Origin of the sequence: Variovorax soli (assembly GCF_031454625.1) — a bacterium.
GTDB lineage: Bacteria > Pseudomonadota > Gammaproteobacteria > Burkholderiales > Burkholderiaceae_C > Variovorax > Variovorax soli_A.
This window is the reverse complement of the sequence record NZ_JAVDRF010000007.1, coordinates 99,237-116,849: the sequence shown is the minus strand read 5'-3', so window position 1 is coordinate 116,849 and position 17,613 is coordinate 99,237. Positions and strand designations below refer to the sequence as shown.

At 66.3% G+C, this 17,613-nt stretch carries 12 protein-coding genes and 4 tRNA genes; 3 read left to right on the top strand and 13 right to left on the bottom strand.

The annotated features are described in order from the left end of the window. Nucleotides 1-82: 82 nt before the first annotated feature. The 13 genes from J2739_RS17250 to J2739_RS17190 all read right to left on the bottom strand — a co-directional run bounded on the left by J2739_RS17250 (nucleotide 83) and on the right by J2739_RS17190 (nucleotide 14,486). Nucleotides 83-715 (bottom strand): DUF6806 family protein, encoded by a 633-nt coding sequence (locus J2739_RS17250; RefSeq protein ID WP_309903772.1) that lies wholly within the window; start codon nucleotides 713-715, stop codon nucleotides 83-85. A 22-nt stretch (nucleotides 716-737) separates the two neighbouring features. Next, nucleotides 738-830 (bottom strand) — tRNA-Leu (locus J2739_RS17245). Between the two features lie 89 nt (nucleotides 831-919). Further along, a tRNA-Cys gene (locus J2739_RS17240) sits at nucleotides 920-993 on the bottom strand. 76 nt (nucleotides 994-1,069) lie between these two features. Next, a tRNA-Gly gene (locus tag J2739_RS17235) sits at nucleotides 1,070-1,145 on the bottom strand. Nucleotides 1,146-1,198: 53 nt separating this feature from the next. Then, nucleotides 1,199-3,640 carry an endopeptidase La gene (gene lon / locus J2739_RS17230; protein WP_309903770.1) on the bottom strand — a complete coding sequence of 814 codons (2,442 nt, stop codon included), beginning with the start codon at nucleotides 3,638-3,640 and terminating at the stop codon, nucleotides 1,199-1,201. A 123-nt stretch (nucleotides 3,641-3,763) separates the two neighbouring features. Beyond that, complete coding sequence (clpX, locus tag J2739_RS17225) at nucleotides 3,764-5,029, bottom strand: ATP-dependent Clp protease ATP-binding subunit ClpX (protein WP_309903768.1); 1,266 nt, start codon at nucleotides 5,027-5,029, stop codon at nucleotides 3,764-3,766. Nucleotides 5,030-5,161: 132 nt separating this feature from the next. Continuing rightward, nucleotides 5,162-5,770, bottom strand: coding sequence for an ATP-dependent Clp endopeptidase proteolytic subunit ClpP (gene clpP / locus J2739_RS17220; protein ID WP_309903767.1), 609 nt, complete (start codon nucleotides 5,768-5,770; stop codon nucleotides 5,162-5,164). An 87-nt stretch (nucleotides 5,771-5,857) separates the two neighbouring features. Next, nucleotides 5,858-7,171, bottom strand: coding sequence for a trigger factor (tig, locus tag J2739_RS17215; protein WP_309903765.1), 1,314 nt, complete (start codon nucleotides 7,169-7,171; stop codon nucleotides 5,858-5,860). 28 nt (nucleotides 7,172-7,199) lie between these two features. Next, nucleotides 7,200-7,286 (bottom strand) — tRNA-Leu (locus J2739_RS17210). Nucleotides 7,287-7,398: 112 nt separating this feature from the next. Beyond that, entirely contained in the window at nucleotides 7,399-10,578 is a 3,180-nt protein-coding gene (locus tag J2739_RS17205) for an efflux RND transporter permease subunit (protein ID WP_309903763.1), read from the bottom strand. Nucleotides 10,579-10,588: 10 nt separating this feature from the next. Continuing rightward, complete coding sequence (locus J2739_RS17200; protein WP_309903761.1) at nucleotides 10,589-11,764, bottom strand: efflux RND transporter periplasmic adaptor subunit; 1,176 nt, start codon at nucleotides 11,762-11,764, stop codon at nucleotides 10,589-10,591. A 167-nt stretch (nucleotides 11,765-11,931) separates the two neighbouring features. Beyond that, entirely contained in the window at nucleotides 11,932-12,552 is a 621-nt protein-coding gene (locus J2739_RS17195; protein WP_309903759.1) for an HAD hydrolase-like protein, read from the bottom strand. Between the two features lie 20 nt (nucleotides 12,553-12,572). Next, nucleotides 12,573-14,486: a potassium transporter Kup gene (locus J2739_RS17190; protein WP_405053902.1), complete on the bottom strand. Its 1,914-nt coding sequence runs from the start codon at nucleotides 14,484-14,486 to the stop codon at nucleotides 12,573-12,575. Between the two features lie 62 nt (nucleotides 14,487-14,548). Here J2739_RS17190 and hpnC point away from each other — a divergent pair, with 62 nt between their 5' ends. From hpnC to hpnE, 3 genes are read left to right on the top strand one after another with little or no spacing between them, the layout of a single operon-like run. After that, on the top strand, nucleotides 14,549-15,463 hold the full coding sequence (gene hpnC / locus J2739_RS17185; RefSeq protein ID WP_309903757.1) for a squalene synthase HpnC: 915 nt from the start codon (nucleotides 14,549-14,551) through the stop codon (nucleotides 15,461-15,463). After that, nucleotides 15,460-16,299, top strand: coding sequence for a presqualene diphosphate synthase HpnD (gene hpnD / locus J2739_RS17180; protein WP_309903755.1), 840 nt, complete (start codon nucleotides 15,460-15,462; stop codon nucleotides 16,297-16,299). The genes hpnC and hpnD overlap by 4 nt, the downstream gene beginning before the upstream one ends. A gap of 25 nt (nucleotides 16,300-16,324) precedes the next feature. Further along, nucleotides 16,325-17,605, top strand: a complete 1,281-nt coding sequence (gene hpnE / locus J2739_RS17175) for a hydroxysqualene dehydroxylase HpnE (protein ID WP_309903753.1) — start codon at nucleotides 16,325-16,327, stop codon at nucleotides 17,603-17,605. Nucleotides 17,606-17,613 lie beyond the last annotated feature (8 nt).

The following is a 17,613-nucleotide window of genomic DNA, read 5'->3' as shown; positions in this document are numbered from 1 at the left end:
GCGACGCTCCACGAACAGAAGGTCGCCCGAGCATAGCGGAGCGGCTTGACCGCTTCGTGGCGGCGGCTTCGACGCCTCGGTGTCAGTGCAGGTGGCGCGGGCGGCGTCCGCCGCCATGGCCGCCGCTGCCGGCCCCGCCGGTGCCGCCGCGTGGACGCTTGCCGATCTCGAGCGAGTTCACCAGCGCGTCGAAGCGGTCGCCGAAGAGCTTGTCGATCTCGGCCACCACGCCGCCGAGTTCGGCGCCATCGAAGTGGCGCTCCATGAGGTTCACCACATCTTCGACCAGAAGGTCGCGCTGGATCTGCATGATCGCCGCAGGGTTGGGGCCGACGAAGAGCATCAGGAAATCGTCGCGAGACTCCTCCTCGGGGTCGCCCTCCTCCTCGTCGAAGTCGGTGTCGTAGAAGGTGACCTCGATCGCGGCGCCCTGCTCGGCCAGTTCGTTGAGCGCCATGCACATCTCGTCGAGCGCCTGGCGGAAATCTTCGTCGCCGGCGACGGTCCAGCAGATCTGGAGAACGTGCTCCTTCTGCTCGAAGCGGATTCCGGGCTCTTCCTCATAGACGCTGTTCGCGCCATCGGCCAGTGAGCGCGCGCCGGCGTATTTCCAAAGGGGTTTCAGGGCTTCCTGGATCTGATCGAAGCTCGCGTCGGGACGCAGCGGCACGTCGCCGTGGACGTGGATTTCGAACGGAGCGTTGTAGCGAGGCATGTCATGCTCCCTTGTGATGTGGTGGTGCCCGGAACCGGGGTCGAACCGGTATGCCCCTTATGCAGGAAGCGGCGGATTTTAAGTCCGATGTGTCTACCAATTTCACCATCCGGGCGTCCGGGTGGATATGGACGATACCCGAAACAAGAACAGCCCCGACAACGATGGTTGGAGGGGCTGTCCGATCGATCTATCGATGAAGGTTGGAGGCGCGACCCGGAGTCGAACCGGGCTAGACGGATTTGCAATCCGTTGCATAACCGCTTTGCTATCGCGCCATGCGTTGAATCGAAGTTTTCTTCTTGTCAGAACTCGCGAAAAAAAGGGAAGCTTGAAGCTTCCCTTTTTGAAAACTGGAGCGGGAAAAGAGTCTCGAACTCTCGACCTCAACCTTGGCAAGGTTGCGCTCTACCAACTGAGCTATTCCCGCGTTTCAAGCCTTTGATTATAGAGCATTTTTTCGAGCTCCCGCAAGCGCTCGGCTCAGTGCTTGATCGAGCCTTCCGCGGGTTGCGATGCCCGCTGCTTGGCCTGCTCCGCCATCGCGGCCGCGGAGGCGGCCACCTCCTCGTCGGACAGCGGCGTCGGCTGTTTCTCCAGTGCGATCTCCAGCACCTTGTCGATCCACTTCACCGGCACGATCTCGAGGCCGTTCTTCACGTTCTCGGGAATGTCCTGCAGGTCCTTGGCGTTCTCTTCCGGGATCAGCACCGTCTTGATGCCGCCACGCAGCGCAGCCAGCAGCTTTTCCTTCAAGCCGCCGATGGCCGTCACTTCGCCGCGAAGCGTGATCTCGCCGGTCATCGCGACATCGGCGCGCACCGGGATGCCCGTCAACGCCGACACGAAGGCCGTCGTCATCGCAGCTCCCGCGCTCGGACCGTCCTTGGGCGTGGCGCCATCGGGCACGTGGATATGGATGTCCCGCTTCTCGAACACCTCATCCTTGATGCCGAGCCGGCCTGCGCGGCTGCGCACCACGGTGCGGGCCGCCTCGACCGACTCCTTCATCACGTCGCCCAGCGAGCCGGTGCGGCTGATCACGCCCTTGCCGGGCATGGTGACCGCCTCGATTGTGAGCAGGTCGCCACCCACCTCGGTCCACGCCAGGCCAACGACCTGGCCCACCTGGTTCTGCTTTTCGGCCAGGCCGAAGGTGTACTTGCGCACGCCGAGGAAGTCGTTGAGGTTCTTGCCCTCGACCACGACCTTGGGCGTCATCTTCTTCAGCAGCAGGCCCTTGACCGTCTTGCGGCAGATCTTCGACAGCTCACGCTCGAGCGAACGCACACCGGCTTCGCGGGTGTAGTAGCGCACGATGTCGCGCACGGCTTCCTCGGTGATCAGGAGTTCGTCCTCCTTCACCCCGTTGTTCTTCATCTGCTTGGGCAGCAGGTACCTTAGGGCGATGTGCGTCTTCTCGTCCTCGGTGTAGCCCGCGAGCCGGATCACTTCCATCCGGTCCAGCAGCGCGGGCGGGATGTTCATCGAATTCGAGGTGGCGACGAACATCACGTCGGAGAGATCGAAGTCCACCTCGACGTAGTGATCGCCGAAGGTGTGGTTCTGCTCCGGGTCGAGCACTTCCAGCAGCGCGCTCGAGGGATCGCCGCGGAAGTCCGTGCCCAGCTTGTCGATCTCGTCGAGCAGGAACAGCGGATTGCGCGTGCCCACCTTGTTCAGGCTCTGCAGCACCTTGCCCGGCAGCGCGCCGATGTAGGTGCGGCGGTGCCCGCGGATCTCGGCCTCGTCACGCATGCCGCCCAGCGCCATGCGCGTGTACTTGCGGCCGGTCGCCTTGGCGATCGACTGGCCCAGCGAAGTCTTGCCCACGCCCGGCGGGCCGACGAGGCAAAGGATCGGCGCCTTCACCTTGTCGACGCGCTGCTGCACCGCAAGATATTCGAGGATGCGGTCCTTGACCTTCTCGAGGCCGTAGTGGTCCTCGTTGAGCACTTCCTCGGCATGCGCGAGGTCGTGCTTGATCTTGGTCTTCTTGCTCCAGGGCAGGCCGATCAGCACGTCGATGTAGTTGCGCACCACCGTGGCTTCGGCCGACATCGGCGACATCAGCTTGAGCTTCTTGAGCTCGCCCTCGGCCTTCTTGAGCGCTTCCTTGGGCATCTTGGCGAGCTTGATCTTCTTCTCGATTTCCTCGATGTCCGCGCCCTCTTCGCCTTCGCCCAGCTCCTTCTGGATCGCCTTGACTTGCTCGTTGAGGTAGAAGTCGCGCTGGTTCTTCTCCATCTGGCGCTTTACGCGGCCGCGGATCTTCTTGTCGACGTTGAGGATGTCGACCTCGCGCTCCAGCTGGCCGAACAGGTTCTCCAACCGCGACTTGATGTCGTCGAGGTCCAGCACTGCCTGCTTGTTGTCGAGCTTGAGCGGCAGGTGGGCGGCGATGGTGTCGGCCAGGCGGCCCGGGTCATCGATGCTCGAGATCGATGTCAGGATCTCCGGCGGAATCTTCTTGTTGAGCTTGACGTACTGGTCGAACTGCTGCATCACCGCGCGACGCAGCGCCTCGACCTCGGTGCCCTTCTGGACCGCGGCCTCCGGGACCTGCACTGGCGTCACGTTGGCGGAGAAATGCGTCTCGCCGTCGTCGATGCGGTTGACACGCGCGCGCTGCTGGCCTTCGACCAGCACCTTCACCGTGCCGTCGGGCAGCTTGAGCATCTGCAGGATGGTCGAGATGCAGCCGACCTCGAACATGTCTTCGACGGAGGGCTCGTCTTTCGCGGCGGCCTTCTGGGCCACCAGCATGATGCGGCGCTCCGCTTCCATCGCGAGCTCAAGAGCCTTGATGCTCTTGGGCCGGCCGACGAACAGCGGGATCACCATGTGGGGGAAAACGACCACATCCCGCAGCGGCAGCAGCGGCAGGTCGATCTCGTTGGCAGGCAGGGGGGTATGACCGGACATGGAAATCCTTTACTTGATCATGGGAAGATGGTCGGCCGCGCGCGCTTTTCAAGCCCGCGGGCGCAGTAATCGCCGAAGACGCCGGTCACCGGTATCGGAGGAGCCGGCCTGAAACTCACTCAGTCAGGCCTTCTTGGCCGCCTCGCGGTACACCAGGAGCGGTGGCTTGTTTTCGTCGATTGTGGATTCTTCGACCACGACCTTGTCGACATTGGTGGCATTCGGCAGCTCGAACATGGTGTCGATCAGGGACTGTTCCAGGATCGAGCGCAGGCCACGGGCGCCGGTTTTTCGGGCCAGCGCCTTGCGCGCGATGGCCTTGAGCGCCGCTGGACGGATTTCCAGGTCGACGCCTTCCATCTGCAGCAGCTTGGTGAACTGCTTGACCACCGCATTCTTCGGCTCCGTCAGGATCTGCACCAGGGCGTCCTCGCTGAGCTCGGCCAGCGAGGCAACGACCGGCATGCGGCCGACCAGCTCCGGAATCAGGCCGAACTTGATCAGGTCCTCGGGCTCCACCTCGCGGAACACCTCCGTCAGGCTGCGCTGCTGCTTGCTCTTGACCGAGGCGCCGAAGCCGATGCCGGAGGCCTCGGTGCGGTTTTCGATCACTTTCTCCAGCCCGGCGAAGGCGCCGCCGCAGATGAACAGGATGTTGGTCGTGTCGATCTGCAGGAAGTCCTGGTTGGGGTGCTTGCGCCCGCCCTGAGGCGGCACGCTGGCCATGGTGCCTTCGATCAGCTTGAGCAGCGCCTGCTGAACGCCCTCGCCCGAGACGTCGCGGGTGATCGAGGGGTTGTCGGACTTGCGCGAGATCTTGTCGATCTCGTCGATGTAGACGATCCCACGCTGGGCGCGCTCGACCTCGTAGTTGCAGCTCTGCAGCAGCTTCTGGATGATGTTCTCGACGTCCTCGCCGACATAGCCGGCCTCGGTCAGCGTGGTGGCGTCGGCCATCACGAAGGGCACGTCGAGCATGCGCGCCAGGGTCTGGGCCAACAGGGTCTTGCCGGAGCCGGTGGGGCCGATCAACAGGATGTTGCTCTTGCTGAGTTCGACGTCCTCGCCCTTGGCCTTTTCCTTGTGGCGCAGGCGCTTGTAATGGTTGTAGACCGCCACCGACAGCATGCGCTTGGCAGGCTCCTGGCCGATCACGTAGTTGTCGAGGTTGGCCTTGATTTCCAGCGGCGTCGGCAGGTCGCTGCGCGCCTCGCGCGATTCTTCGCCGGCGGGCAGTTCATCGCGGATGATCTCGTTGCAGAGATCGATGCACTCGTCGCAGATGAAAACCGACGGACCGGCGATCAGCTTCTTGACCTCGTGCTGGCTCTTCCCGCAGAACGAGCAATAAAGCGTTTTTTCGCTGGAAGAGCCTTTTTTCTCGGCCATGGACAGATGCCTCGTAACGGGGGTTTAACAATGATAGCGAAGAAGGAAGACCCTCGGCCCGTCCCCAACCCGAACAAAAACGGCGTTTTCCGTGCGGAAAACGCCGTTGTCGCCGCCGGAGCGCCGACCGACTCAGCTGCGCTTGGCGATCACCTGGTCGACCAGGCCGTAATCCTTGGCTTCGTCCGCATTCAGGAAGTAGTCGCGCTCGGTATCACGGGCGATCTTGTCCAGGGACTGGCCGGTGCGCTCGGCCAGGATGCGGTTCATCTGCTCGCGCGTCTTGAGGATGTCGCGAGCATGGATCTCGATGTCCGTGGCTTGGCCCCGGGCGCCGCCCAGCACCTGGTGGATCATGATCTTGGAGTTGGGCAGTGAGAAGCGCTTGCCCTTCTCGCCCGCCGCCAGCAGGAAGGCACCCATGCTGGCCGCGAAGCCCACGCACAGGGTCGAAACGGCCGGCTTGATGAACTGCATGGTGTCGTAGATCGCCATGCCGGCGCTCACGCTGCCGCCGGGCGAATTGATGTAGAACGAGATGTCCTTGTCCGGGTTTTCGCTCTCCAGGAACAGCAGCTGCGCCACCACGAGGTTGGCGGTCTGGTCGTTGACCTCGCCCACCAGGAAGATCACGCGCTCCTTGAGCAGCCGCGAGTAGATGTCGTAGGAACGCTCGCCGCGGCCCGATTGCTCGATGACCATCGGGATCATGCCGAGGCCTTGAATATCCTGTGCGCTCATGTGTGCTCTCCAGAGAGGTTTGTACTGTACCCGGACGACATGGGGGCCCGTGCCACAAAGCACAAGCCCCGCGAGGCCCGCCGGCGATCAGCCCTGCTGGGCCATCAGCTCGTCGAAAGAGACCGACTTGTTGTTGACCTTGGCCTTGCCGAGCACGAAGTCGGTCACGTTGTTCTCGATCACCACCGCCTCGACCTCGGCCAGGCGGCGGTTGTCGCCGAAGTACCAGCGCACCACGTCGGCCGGCTTCTCGTAGCTGGCGGCCAGCTCGTCGATGTGGGCCTTGATCTGCTCGGGCTTGGCCTGCAAGCCGTTGGCGCGCACCAGCTCGGCCACGACCAAGCCCAGGCGCACGCGGCGCTCGGCCTGCGGGCGGAACACGTCGTCGGGGATCGGGGCCTTGTCGGCATCCTTGATACCGCGCTGCTTGAGTTCGGCGCGGGCGCCTTCGACCATGCGGTCCACCTCGGCCTGCACGCTGGACTTGGGCAGATCCAGCTCGGCGTTGGCAATCAGCGCGTCCATCACGGCGTTCTTGTTGCGCGCCAGCAGGCGGAACTTGACCTCGCGCTCGAGGTTGCGCTTGATGTCGGCACGCAGGCCTTCGACCGTGGCTTCGGCGATACCGAGCGACTTGGCCAGTTGCTCGTTGACCTCGGGCAGGTGCGAGGCCTCGATCTTCTTCACGGTGACCATGAAGTCGGCCTGCTTGCCGGCCACGTCCTTGCCGTGGTAATCGGCCGGGAAGGACAGCGGGAAGGTGCGGCTGTCGCCGGCCTTCAGCCCGCGCACTGCATCTTCGAATTCCTTGAGCATCTGGCCTTCGCCGACGATGAACTGGAAGTCGTCGGCCTTGCCGCCCTGGAAGGCCTCGCCGTCGATCTTGCCTTCGAAGTCGACCGTCACGCGATCGCCGTCCTGCACGACCGCGTCCTGGGCGCGCTGGGCGAAGGTGCGGCGCTGCTTGCGCAGGATGTCGAGCGTCTTGTCGATCGCGTCGTCGCCGACTTCGGCGCTGAGCTTTTCGACTTCGGCATTGGACAGGTCGTTGATCTTGACGTCGGGGAAGACCTCGAAGACCGCGTCGAAGGCCAGCTGGCCCTCGGGCGCCTCTTCCTTCTCGGTGATGCGCGGCTGGCCGGCCACGCGCAGCTTGGCTTCGTTCGCGGCCTGCGAGAAGGCCTCGCCGACCTTGTCGTTCATGACCTCGTAGTGCACCGAGTAGCCATAGCGCTGGGCCACCACGGTCATCGGCACCTTGCCGGGACGGAAGCCGTCCATCTTGACGGTGCGGGCCAGCTTCTTGAGGCGTGAATCGACCTCGGACTGGATGGTGCCGACGGGCAAGGTCAGCGTGATCTTGCGCTCGAGCTTGTCGAGGGTTTCAACGTTCACGGTCATTTGTGTCTTCCTTGAGAGGGTCTTGTGCTGGTGCGCGGGGCCGGACTCGAACCGGCACGTTCTTGCGAACGTCAGGACCTAAACCTGGTGCGTCTACCAATTTCGCCACCCGCGCGGTTCCAGTTTTTTCAGGTGATGAATACGGAAGGCGGCCCGGAGGCCGCCTTCGCATTCGAGAAGCAGCCGGCCGGGAAAGCCGACCGCCTGAAATCGGTCAACCGCGTATTTTAAGCGCGAACCAGAGCCTCTTCGGCCTCCTTGGCGGGGTCGGCTTCATCGCGGCGCACGCGGAACCAGGCCGCGTACATGGCCGGCAGCGCCAGCAGCGTCAGCACGGTGGCGACGATGAGGCCGCCCATGATCGCGATCGCCATCGGCCCCCAGAACACGCTGCGAGACAGCGGGATCATCGCCAGCACCGCCGCCGCCGCGGTCAGCACGATCGGCCGCAACCTGCGCACCGCCGATTCGACGATCGCGTCCCAGGTCGGCACACCGGCCGCGCGGTCGTGTTCGATCTGGTCGATCAGGATCACCGCGTTGCGCTGGATCATGCCCATCAGCGCAATCACGCCCAGGAGCGCGACGAACCCGAAGGGCCGGTTCGAGACCAGCAGCGCACCGGCCACGCCGGCAATGCCGAGCGGGCCGGTCAGGAAAACCAGCATCGAACGGCTGAAGCTGTGCAGCTGCAGCATCAGCAGCGTGAAAACCAGGAACAGCATGATCGGCACGCCGGCCACGATCGAGGACGAGCCCTTGCTGCTCTCCTCCACCGCGCCCGCCACCTCGATGCGGTAGGCGCCCTGCCCCTCGGCATGCCACTTCGCCTCCAGCTTGCGCAGCGCCGGCAGCAACTGTTCCGTGACAGTGGCGCCCTGCAGGCCTTCGACGATGTCGCCCTGCACGGTGATGGCGTAGTCGCGGTTTTCGCGCCACATGACTCCAGGTTCCCAGCTGAACACCGGCCTCGCGATCTGCGTCAGCGGAATCGAGCGGCCCGAGCTGGTGGGCAGGTAGGCATTGCCTATGTCCGAGATCGATTCGCGCTCGTCCGGTTGCTGGCGCAGCACGATGTCGATCAGGAGATCGTTCTCGCGGTACTGGCCGATGGTCGTGCCGCTGAACATGGTGCGCGAGGCCTGCGCGATGGCCTGGCTGGTGACGCCGAGGGCGCGCGCCTTGTCCTGGTCCACCTCGAGCCGGATCACCTTGACGGACTCGTTCCAGTTGTCGTTCACGCCGCGCATGTTGGCGTTGTCGCGCATGATCGCCTTGACCTCGTCGGCATGCGTGCGCAGCAGCTCCGGCTCCGTGCCGATCACGCGGAACTGCACGGGGTAGGCCACCGGCGGGCCATTGGGCAGCAGCTTCACGCGGCCGCGGATCTCCGGAAACTCCTCGGCCAGCAGCCCCGGAAGCTTGAGCCGCAGCGATTCGCGGAACTTCAGGTCCTTGGCCAGGACGATCAACTGCGAGACGTTGGTCTGCGGGAACACCTGGTCCAGCGGAAGATAGAAGCGCGGCACGCCGGAGCCGACCCAGGTGCTGACGGTGGTGATGCCCTCCTCCTTCAGCAGCCGCTGCTCGACGCGCTTGGCCACCTCTTCATTGGCGGCGAAGGAGGTACCTTCGGGGAACCACAGGTCGACCATGATCTCCGGCCGGCTCGAATCGGGGAAGAACTGCTGTTGCACCTTCCCCATGCCGACGATGCCCAGGGCGAAGGTCAGCAAGGTCGCACCGATGGTCAGCCAGCGGTGCTTGACGCACCAGTCCACCATGCGCCTGAAGGTGCTGTAGAAGGGCGAGTCGAACAGTTCGTGCGGCGGCTCCTCGGGATCGTGCGGCTTCACCTTGAGCAGCAAGGTGCCCAGGTAGGGCACGAAGTACACCGAGACCAGCCAGCTCAGCACCAGCGCGATCACCGTCACCGCGAAGATCGCAAAGGTGTACTCGCCGGTCACCGACTTCGCGATGCCGATCGGCAGGAAACCCGCGGCCGTGATCAGCGTGCCGGTCAGCATCGGCTTGGCGGTTACGTCGTAGGCGAAGGTGGCGGCACGCACCTTGTCGTAGCCCTCCTCCATCTTCCGCACCATCATCTCGACCGCGATGATCGCGTCGTCCACCAGCAGCCCCAGCGCGATGATCAGCGAGCCCAGCGAGATCTTGTGCAGGCCGATGCCGAAGTAGTTCATCGCCAGGAAGGTCACGGCCAGCACCAGCGGAATGGTGATCGCCACCACCAGCCCCGGCCGGATGTCGATGTAGTAGCCGAAGCGCCCGCCCTTGTGCAGGCCGAGCGAGATGAAGCTCACTGCGAGCACGATCGCCACCGCCTCCATCAGCACGTGCACGAATTCGTTGACCGAAGTCGAGACCGCGACGGGCTGGTTCTGGACCTGCGCCAGCTTGACACCCGCGGGCAAGCGCCGGTCGATGTCATCGGTGGCTGCGCGCAGCGCCTTGCCCAGGGCGATGATGTCGCCGCCCTTGGCCATGGAGATGCCCAGCGCGATCACCTCCTTGCCCTGGTGCCGCACCTTGACCTGCGGCGGATCGACATAGGCACGCCGGATCTCGGCGATGTCGCCCAGCCGCATCTGGTTGCCCGAGCTGCCGCGGATCGGCATCGCGCGCAGTTGTTCGACGTTGGTGAACTGCCCGGCCACGCGCACCTGCACCACGTCCTGCGGCGCCTGGATGGTGCCGGCGCTCTCGATGGCGTTCTGCTGCCCGAGCTGCGACAGCACCGAGTTGAAGTCCAGCCCCAGCTGCGCCAGCCGCTTCTGCGAGACCTCGACGAAGACCTTCTCGTCCTGCACGCCGAACTGCTCGACCTTGGCCACGTCCTTCACGCGCAGCAGCTGCTGGCGCACGTCGTCGGCGAAAGTCTTGAGCTCGGCATAGCTGAAGCCGTCGCTCTCCAGCGCGTAAATCACGCCATAGACATCGCCGAAGTCGTCGTTGAAGAAAGGCCCCTGGATGCCCGCCGGCAAGGTGCCGCGGATGTCGCCGATCTTCTTGCGCACCGTGTACCAGACGTTGGCCACATCGCCGGGCCGCGAGGAGTCCTTGATCTGGAAGATGATCTGCGACTCGCCGGGCTTGGAATAGCTGCGGATCTTGTCGGCGTAGGGCGCCTCCTGCAGGGTGCGCTCGAGCTTGTCGGTCACCTGCTCGGCCACCTGCTGCGCCGTCGCGCCGGGCCAGTAAGTCCGCACGACCATCGCGCGGAAGGTGAAGGGCGGGTCCTCGTCCTGGCCGAGCTGGAAGTAGGCGGTGAAGCCCAGCACCATCAGCACCAGCATCAGGTAGCGCGTGAGCGCTGGATGGTCGAGCGCCCACTTCGAAAGATTGAAGCCGGCCTTGCCGGCGCCGGCCACCGTGGTCTCTGAGGTCATGGAGCCGTCCTCAGCGGGTCGAGGAAACCGGGGTGATCCGGCCGGTCGCGTTCACGGCTTCCTGCACTGCCGCCGCCCCGGCGGGCGCGGCCGTCTTCTCGTGGTAGATCGACACCTTCTGCCCCGGCGACAGCACGTGCACGCCGGCGACCACCACCAGCATTCCCGGCGCCAGGCCGCTGCCGATCACCGCCTCGTTGCCGTCCGCCGTGGCCACCTCCACGGGCTGAGAGCGCACCGTCATGCTGGCCTTGTCGAGCACCCAGACCGCGCTGCCCTTGCCTTCCTGGCGCAAGGCGCTGGTCGGCAGCTTCAGCACCTGCGTGCCGCTGCGCGACAGCGCCTGCGGCCGGGCGAAAACGGTGGCGCCCAAGGCCGGTGCCGTGGCGGCGTCGATGGCAACCTTGACCGTGTAGGTGCGCGTCACCGCGTCGGCGCTGGCCGCCACTTCGCGCACCTTGCCTTCCATCTCCTTGCCATCGGACCAGCCGCGCACGGCCACTGCCGAGCCGGGCTTGACCAGCCCCGCGCGGTCTTCCGGCACCGAGAACACCACGTCGCGCGCGCCATCCTGTGCGATGCGCACGACCGGCGCGCCGGCCGTGACCACCTGGCCCGGCTCGGCCTCGATGGCGGTGACGATGCCCGGCACGTCGGCCACCAGCGTCGTGTACTGCGCCTGGTTGCCCTGCGAGGCCATCTGCGCCTGCGCCTGCTCCAGTTGGGCCTGGGCTGCCTTGTAGGTGCTCTCGCGCCGCTCCAGCTCGGCGGCGCTGATGAAGTTCTGCTCGCGCAGCCCACGGTAGCGCTTGAGATCGGCGAGAGCCAGATCGCGGTTGGTCAGCGCGGCGGCGTGCTGGGCCCGTGCCGCCTCGACCGCCAGCCGGTAGTCCTGTGGATCGAGCTGCGCCAGCACCTGGCCGGCCTTCACATGCTCCCCCAGCTCGGCCTGCCGGCGCGTGAGCTTGCCCGCGACCCGGAAGCCCAGCCGCGATTCGATCCGGGCCCGCACCTCGGCGGAGAACTCCGGCTCGGTGTCGTAGGCGCTGGCGCCCACCGCCATCACCTTGACCGCGCGCAGCGGCTCTTCAGCGGGCTGGGGGCGGGAACAACCCGCCAGCGCGAGGGCGGCCAGCAACAAGACGCTGGCGCGACGAAAGACGCGAGAAATGGATGACATGGTCATGGAGCACCCTTGGCAGAAGATCGGGGTCATTAATGACCAGCCGGTTAGTAATTTAGGGTAAACGCGAACCGCTGTCAATGACGCAAGGGCGCCTCGACTGGGAATACCTACCGAGTCAATCCAGCAGCTGATCGGCCTCGCCGGACCACCCGGCTCGGTTCGCCGGTTCAGATCGCAAGGATGTCCGTCGGCGTCCGGAAGACCTTCAAGGGGTTCGTGCGCAGCAGCACTTCGACATCCGTGTACCCCCACGCGACGGCGCCAAACGAAATTCCCATCTTTTTGGCCGCCTCGGCATCGCGAATCTCATCGCCGATGTAGATCGCCTGCGCCCTCATGACCTCGGTCTTCTTCAAGATTCGACGCAAGCGGTGTGATTTTCCGAACAGCGTCGACCCGCATTCGAGCATTGCGAACCGACTGAGCAACGGATCGCCCAATATCGCTCTCACGTTGTCGATCGAGTTCGAGGTCGCGATGGCTACCTTGATGTCCTTCTGCACCATCGCGCAAAGGACGCTGGCCATACCTGAAAACAGTCGAGCTTCATCAATTCGACGGCGCATGATCTTCCGAAAATCCGAGAGCACGGCGGGCACTTTCCATAACGGCAGCTGAAGCTCCCGAATCACCTCAGTGGCACTCAATCCCCGCAGTCTTTGCCGTTCATGGCAAGCCAAACGCCGAAAGCCGTGGGTCGCGGCAAGCACATCGAGGGAGTCCATGAACAGCGGATAGGTATCTGCGAGCGTTCCGTCAAAGTCAAAGATCGCAAGCTTGATCGCCATGGACTTCGGAGCTTTGTGGCCTACGTCCGCTGACCCAGTTCGACCAAGCTGTTGCCCGGGATCACGAAGTAGTCCGAGGCGCGCCCGGCATTGCGCTGCATCCAGGCGAACAGCGCCCGCCGCAACGGGTTCATGCCCGGCAGCGGCTTGTCGCCCAGCGTGGCCCGCGAGACGAAGTACGAGCTGCTCATCGACTCGATCGCCAGCGCCTTCTGGTAGGCCAGGATGCGGATGAACTCGGGCACATCCGCCCGTTCCATGAACCCGTGGCGCGCCGTCACGACCCAGATGCCGTGCCCCAGCAACCGGGCCTCGATGCGCTGCCGCGCGTCGACGCGCGGGGTGTCGCAGGCCTCCACGCGCAGCAGGATCACCTGCTCGTGCAGCACCTGGTTGTGCTTGAGGTTGTGCATCAGCGCATGCGGCACCGTGTCGATGTCAGGGTTGAGGAACACGGCGGTCCCATGCACGCGATGCGGCATGTTGAGCGCGAGCGATTCGACGAAGGGATCGAGCGGCACACGCTGCGCCGCGGCGGCCTCCAGCCCGAGGCGCCGCCCCTTGGCCCAGGTGGTGAAGATCAGCAGCGCGAACGCGGCCACCACCAGCGTGAGCCAGCCGCCCTCGTGGATCTTGAGGCTGTTGGCCACGACGAAGCCCAGGTCCACCGCTGCGAAAGCGAGCACGCCCAGCACCACCGCCACACGGTTCCAGTGCCACAGCTTGAAGGCCACGATGCCGGCCAGCAGCGTGGTGCTGACCATCGTGACCGAGACGGCAATGCCATAGGCCGCCGACAGGGCACTGGAGCTGCGGAACCCAAGCACCAGCGCCAGCACGCCCGCCATCAGCAGCCAGTTGACCGCAGGCACGTAGATCTGGCCGATGGCCTCGCCCGAGGTCTGCACCACCCGCATGCGCGGGAGATAGCCCATGCGCATGGCTTGCGCGGTCAGCGAGAACGCGCCCGAGATCACCGCCTGCGAGGCGATCACCGTGGCCATCGCCGCGAGCACCACCATCGGCAGCAGGCTCCATCCCGGGAACAACCGGAAGAAAGGGTTGTCCACCGCCGCTGGATTGGCCAGCACCAGCGCCCCCTGCCCGAAGTAGTTGAGCACCAGGCCGGGCAAGGCCAGGAACATCCAGGCCAGGCGGATCGGCCGGGCGCCGAAATGCCCCATGTCGGCATACAGCGCCTCGCCGCCCGTGAAGGCCAGGAACACCGCGCCCATCACCCCCAGCGACTGGACACGGTGTGTCAGCAGAAAGCCCGCCGCCCGGCGTGGATCGAGCGCCGCCAGCACCTGCGGCTGCTGCAGCACCTGCCAAAAGCCCATCAGCCCGATCACCAGGAACCACAGCAGCATCACCGGGCCGAAGATCTTGCCGACGACGCCGGTGCCGCGGCGCTGCACTGCGAACAGGCCGACAAGGATCAGGAGCGTGATCGGGATCACGAAGGACTTGAGCGCATGGGCCTCGACCTCCAGTCCCTCGACCGCGGAGAGCACCGAGATGGCCGGCGTGATCAGGCTATCGCCGTAGAACATCGCGGCGCCGACCAGGCCCAATGCGCTGATCGCCTTCCAGATCCAGGGCCGCGCCTGCGTGCCGGCGACCGCGTTGCGCGCCAATGCCTGCAGGGCCAGGATGCCGCCCTCGCCGTCGTGGTCCGCGCGCAGCACGAAGACCACGTACTTCAGCGTCACCACGAACATCAGGCCCCAGAAGATCAGCGACAGCAGGCCCAGCACCGCATCCGGCGAGAAGGCCACGCCGTGTTCGGGATTGAGCGTTTCCTTGAAGGCATAGAGCGGCGAGGTGCCGATGTCCCCGAAGACCACGCCGAGCGCGGCGATCATCAGGCCGGGCCCGGCCTTTGCATGGGTGCCGGAATCGGCGGGGCTCAGCGTCTGCGCGGGTGATGTCATGACAAAGGGGGGTGGCTGGGGCGCGACGATGGTACTGCGCGCGGTACACGACAATCCGGCGCGTGCCTTCCACGCCCTGCCCTGCCGCCGCCGCGGCGCCCACCCACTACGAGAATTTTCCGGTCGCCTCCTGGCTGTGCCCGCCGCGGCTGCGGCCGCCCATCGCGGCGATCTATGCCTTCGCCCGCACGGCCGACGACATCGCCGACGAAGGCGAGGCCGATGCGGACCGGCGCCTCGCGGACCTGCGGGCCTTTCGCGCCGAGCTCGCGGCCGCGGCCCGCGCCGCCGCGCCTTCGCCGCGTTGGCCCCAGGTGTTCGGCCCGCTCTCGCAAGCCATGCGGGACTTCGCCCTGCCCGAGGCCCTGCTGGCCGACCTGCTCTCCGCCTTCGTGCAGGACATCGAGAAGACCCGGGACGCCGGCGGCTATGCCGACCGCGCCGAGCTGCTTCACTACTGCCGGCGCTCGGCCAACCCGATCGGCCGGCTGCTGCTGCATCTCTACGGCGTGGATGACGCGCAGGCCCTGGCGCGCAGCGACGCCATCTGCAGCGCGCTGCAGCTGATCAACTTCTGGCAGGACCTCAGCGTCGACCTCCCGCGCGGCCGCTGCTACCTGCCCGCAGCCGAGCTCGCGTCGCACGGCCTCGCGGCCGAGGACTTGCGCGGCTTCATGCCGCTGGCACCGGCCGCGCCGCCGCCGTCCGCCATCGGGCTGGTCGCAGCCCAGGTGGCCTGGGCGCGCGAACTGATGAACGAAGGCACCCCGTTGGTACACCGCCTGCCGGGCCGCGCCGGCTGGGAGCTGCGCTTCGTGGTCCAGGGTGGCTTGCGCATCCTCGACAAGATCGAGGCGCTGGGCTTCGATAGCTGGTCCCAGCGCCCGACCCTCGGCAAGGCCGACGCACCGCGCCTGGCCTGGCGCGCCCTGAGGATGCGGAGACAATCGCCCGCGATGAAGAGTTTTCCACGATGACGCCCGAGCAGTACGTCCAGGACAAGGCTGCCGCCTCGGGCAGCAGCTTCTACTACGCCTTCCTGTTCCTTCCCAAGCCGCGGCGCGCCGCCATCACCGCGTTCTATGCCTTCTGCCGCGAGGTCGACGACGTGGTGGACGAGGTCAGCGACCCCGGCGTGGCCGCCACCAAGCTGGCCTGGTGGCGCAAGGAAGTCGCGCAGGCCTTCGCCGGCCATCCGCAGCATCCGGTGATGCAGGCGCTGATGCCGCACGCCGGCACCTACGGCATCGAGGCACGCCAGCTGCACGAGGTGATCGACGGCTGCCAGATGGACCTGGACCAGACCCGCTACCTCGACTTCGCGGCGCTCAAGCGCTACTGCCACCTGGTGGCGGGCGTGGTGGGCGAAGGGGCAGCGCGCATCTTCGGCCAGACCGAGCCGCAGACCACGGCCTACGCCCACAAGCTGGGGCTCGCGCTGCAGCTGACCAACATCATCCGCGACGTCGGCGAGGACGCGCTGCGCGGGCGCATCTACCTGCCGGTCAACGAGCTGCAGCAGTACGACGTCAAGGCGCACGAGCTGCTCAATCGGCTGCACTCGGAACGCTTCGTGGCACTCATGAAGTTCCAGGCACAGCGCGCCCATGCGGTCTATGACGAAGCGCTCGCCCTGCTGCCCCCGGCCGACCGGCGCGCGCAGAAGCCGGGCCTGATGATGGCCAGCATCTACCGCACCCTGCTGCGCGAGATCGAACGCGACGGCTTTCATGTGCTGGACCAGCGCGTGAGCCTGACGCCGCTGCGCAAGTTCTGGCTCGCGTGGCGCGTGCAGGCCCTCGGCAAGCTATGACGGCCCTCGGCTTGCCGCCTCGCCCGTGAAGAAAAAAAACATCGCCGTCATCGGCGCCGGCTGGGCCGGCCTGGCTTGCGCGATCGAGGCCACGCGCGCCGGCCACGCCGTGACGGTGTTCGAGGCCGCGCGCACCCTCGGCGGCCGGGCGCGAGCACTGCCCGCCCAGTTGCCCGACGGCGCGCCGGTGCTGCTCGACAACGGCCAACACATCCTGATCGGCGCCTACAGCGCGACCCTGGGCCTGATGCGCGAGTTGGGGATCGATCCTGCCGCAGTGTTGCACCGGATGCCGCTGCAACTGCGCTTCGCCGACGGAGGCGGCCTCGCGGTCCCTGCGGGCTGGCGTCCGCCGCTGGACCTGCTGGCCGGCATCCTCCGCGCTCGCGGCTGGTCCTTGCGCGACAAGGCCGCGCTGCTGCGCCGCGCGCTCGCCTGGCGCGCCGGCGGCTTTCTTTGCGATCCCCGGACCTCGGTCGCGCAGCTGTGCGAGGGCCTGACGGCGCGCGTGCGGCGCGAGCTGGTCGAGCCGCTGTGCATCTCGGCCCTCAATACGCCCCCGGAGCGCGCCAGCGCCCAGGTCTTCCTGCGCGTGCTGCACGATGCCCTTTTCACCGAACGCGGCGGCGCCGACCTGCTGCTGCCCCGCGTCGACCTGGGCGCGCTGCTGCCGGACGCGGCGGCGCGCTGGCTCGCGCAGCACGGCGCGCGCGTGCTCGCCGGCACGCGCGTGCAGGCCATCGGCCGCGACACCATCGGCTGGCAAGTCGACGGCGAGCGCTTCGACCGCGTGGTGCTCGCCTGCCCGCCGTGGGAAGCCGCGCGGCTCACGGCCGGCGCCGGCCTGCTCGAAGCTGCCGCCTGGTCGCAGTCGGCCCAGGCGCTGCAGCACGAAGCCATCGCCACCGTCTATGTCACCGGGGGCCCGGCGCTGGCGGCACCGCTGCTCGCGCTGCGATCGTCCGCGGGCGCGCCGGCACAGTTCGTCTTCGACCGCGGGCAGCTCGGCGGCCCGCAGGGCCTGATGGCTTTCGTGGTCAGCGCGAACGGCGAGGAGCGCGAGGCGCTGCAGCAGCAGGTGCTGGCGCAAGCCCGCGCGCAGTTGGGGCTCGGCGGTCTGCAGCCATTGCTGACGGTGGTCGAGAAGCGCGCCACCTTTGCCTGTTCGCCGGGGTTGGAACGCCCGGCTGCGCGCATCGCGGCCGGACTCTCGGCCTGTGGCGACTATGTCGAGGGTCCCTACCCGGCGACGATCGAGGGCGCGGTGCGCAGCGGCAAAGCGGCTGCCGGCCTCGGGCCCGTTTAGGGAGGCAG

Coding starts and splice junctions, on each gene's coding strand:
- J2739_RS17250 (WP_309903772.1), bottom strand. CDS start 715: ATGCCTCGCTACAACGCTCCGTTCGAAATCCACGTCCACGGCGACGTG.
- lon (WP_309903770.1), bottom strand. CDS start 3,640: ATGTCCGGTCATACCCCCCTGCCTGCCAACGAGATCGACCTGCCGCTG.
- clpX (WP_309903768.1), bottom strand. CDS start 5,029: ATGGCCGAGAAAAAAGGCTCTTCCAGCGAAAAAACGCTTTATTGCTCG.
- clpP (WP_309903767.1), bottom strand. CDS start 5,770: ATGAGCGCACAGGATATTCAAGGCCTCGGCATGATCCCGATGGTCATC.
- tig (WP_309903765.1), bottom strand. CDS start 7,171: ATGACCGTGAACGTTGAAACCCTCGACAAGCTCGAGCGCAAGATCACG.
- J2739_RS17205 (WP_309903763.1), bottom strand. CDS start 10,578: ATGACCTCAGAGACCACGGTGGCCGGCGCCGGCAAGGCCGGCTTCAAT.
- J2739_RS17200 (WP_309903761.1), bottom strand. CDS start 11,764: ATGACCATGTCATCCATTTCTCGCGTCTTTCGTCGCGCCAGCGTCTTG.
- J2739_RS17195 (WP_309903759.1), bottom strand. CDS start 12,552: ATGGCGATCAAGCTTGCGATCTTTGACTTTGACGGAACGCTCGCAGAT.
- J2739_RS17190 (WP_405053902.1), bottom strand. CDS start 14,486: ATGACATCACCCGCGCAGACGCTGAGCCCCGCCGATTCCGGCACCCAT.
- hpnD (WP_309903755.1), top strand. CDS start 15,460: ATGACGCCCGAGCAGTACGTCCAGGACAAGGCTGCCGCCTCGGGCAGC.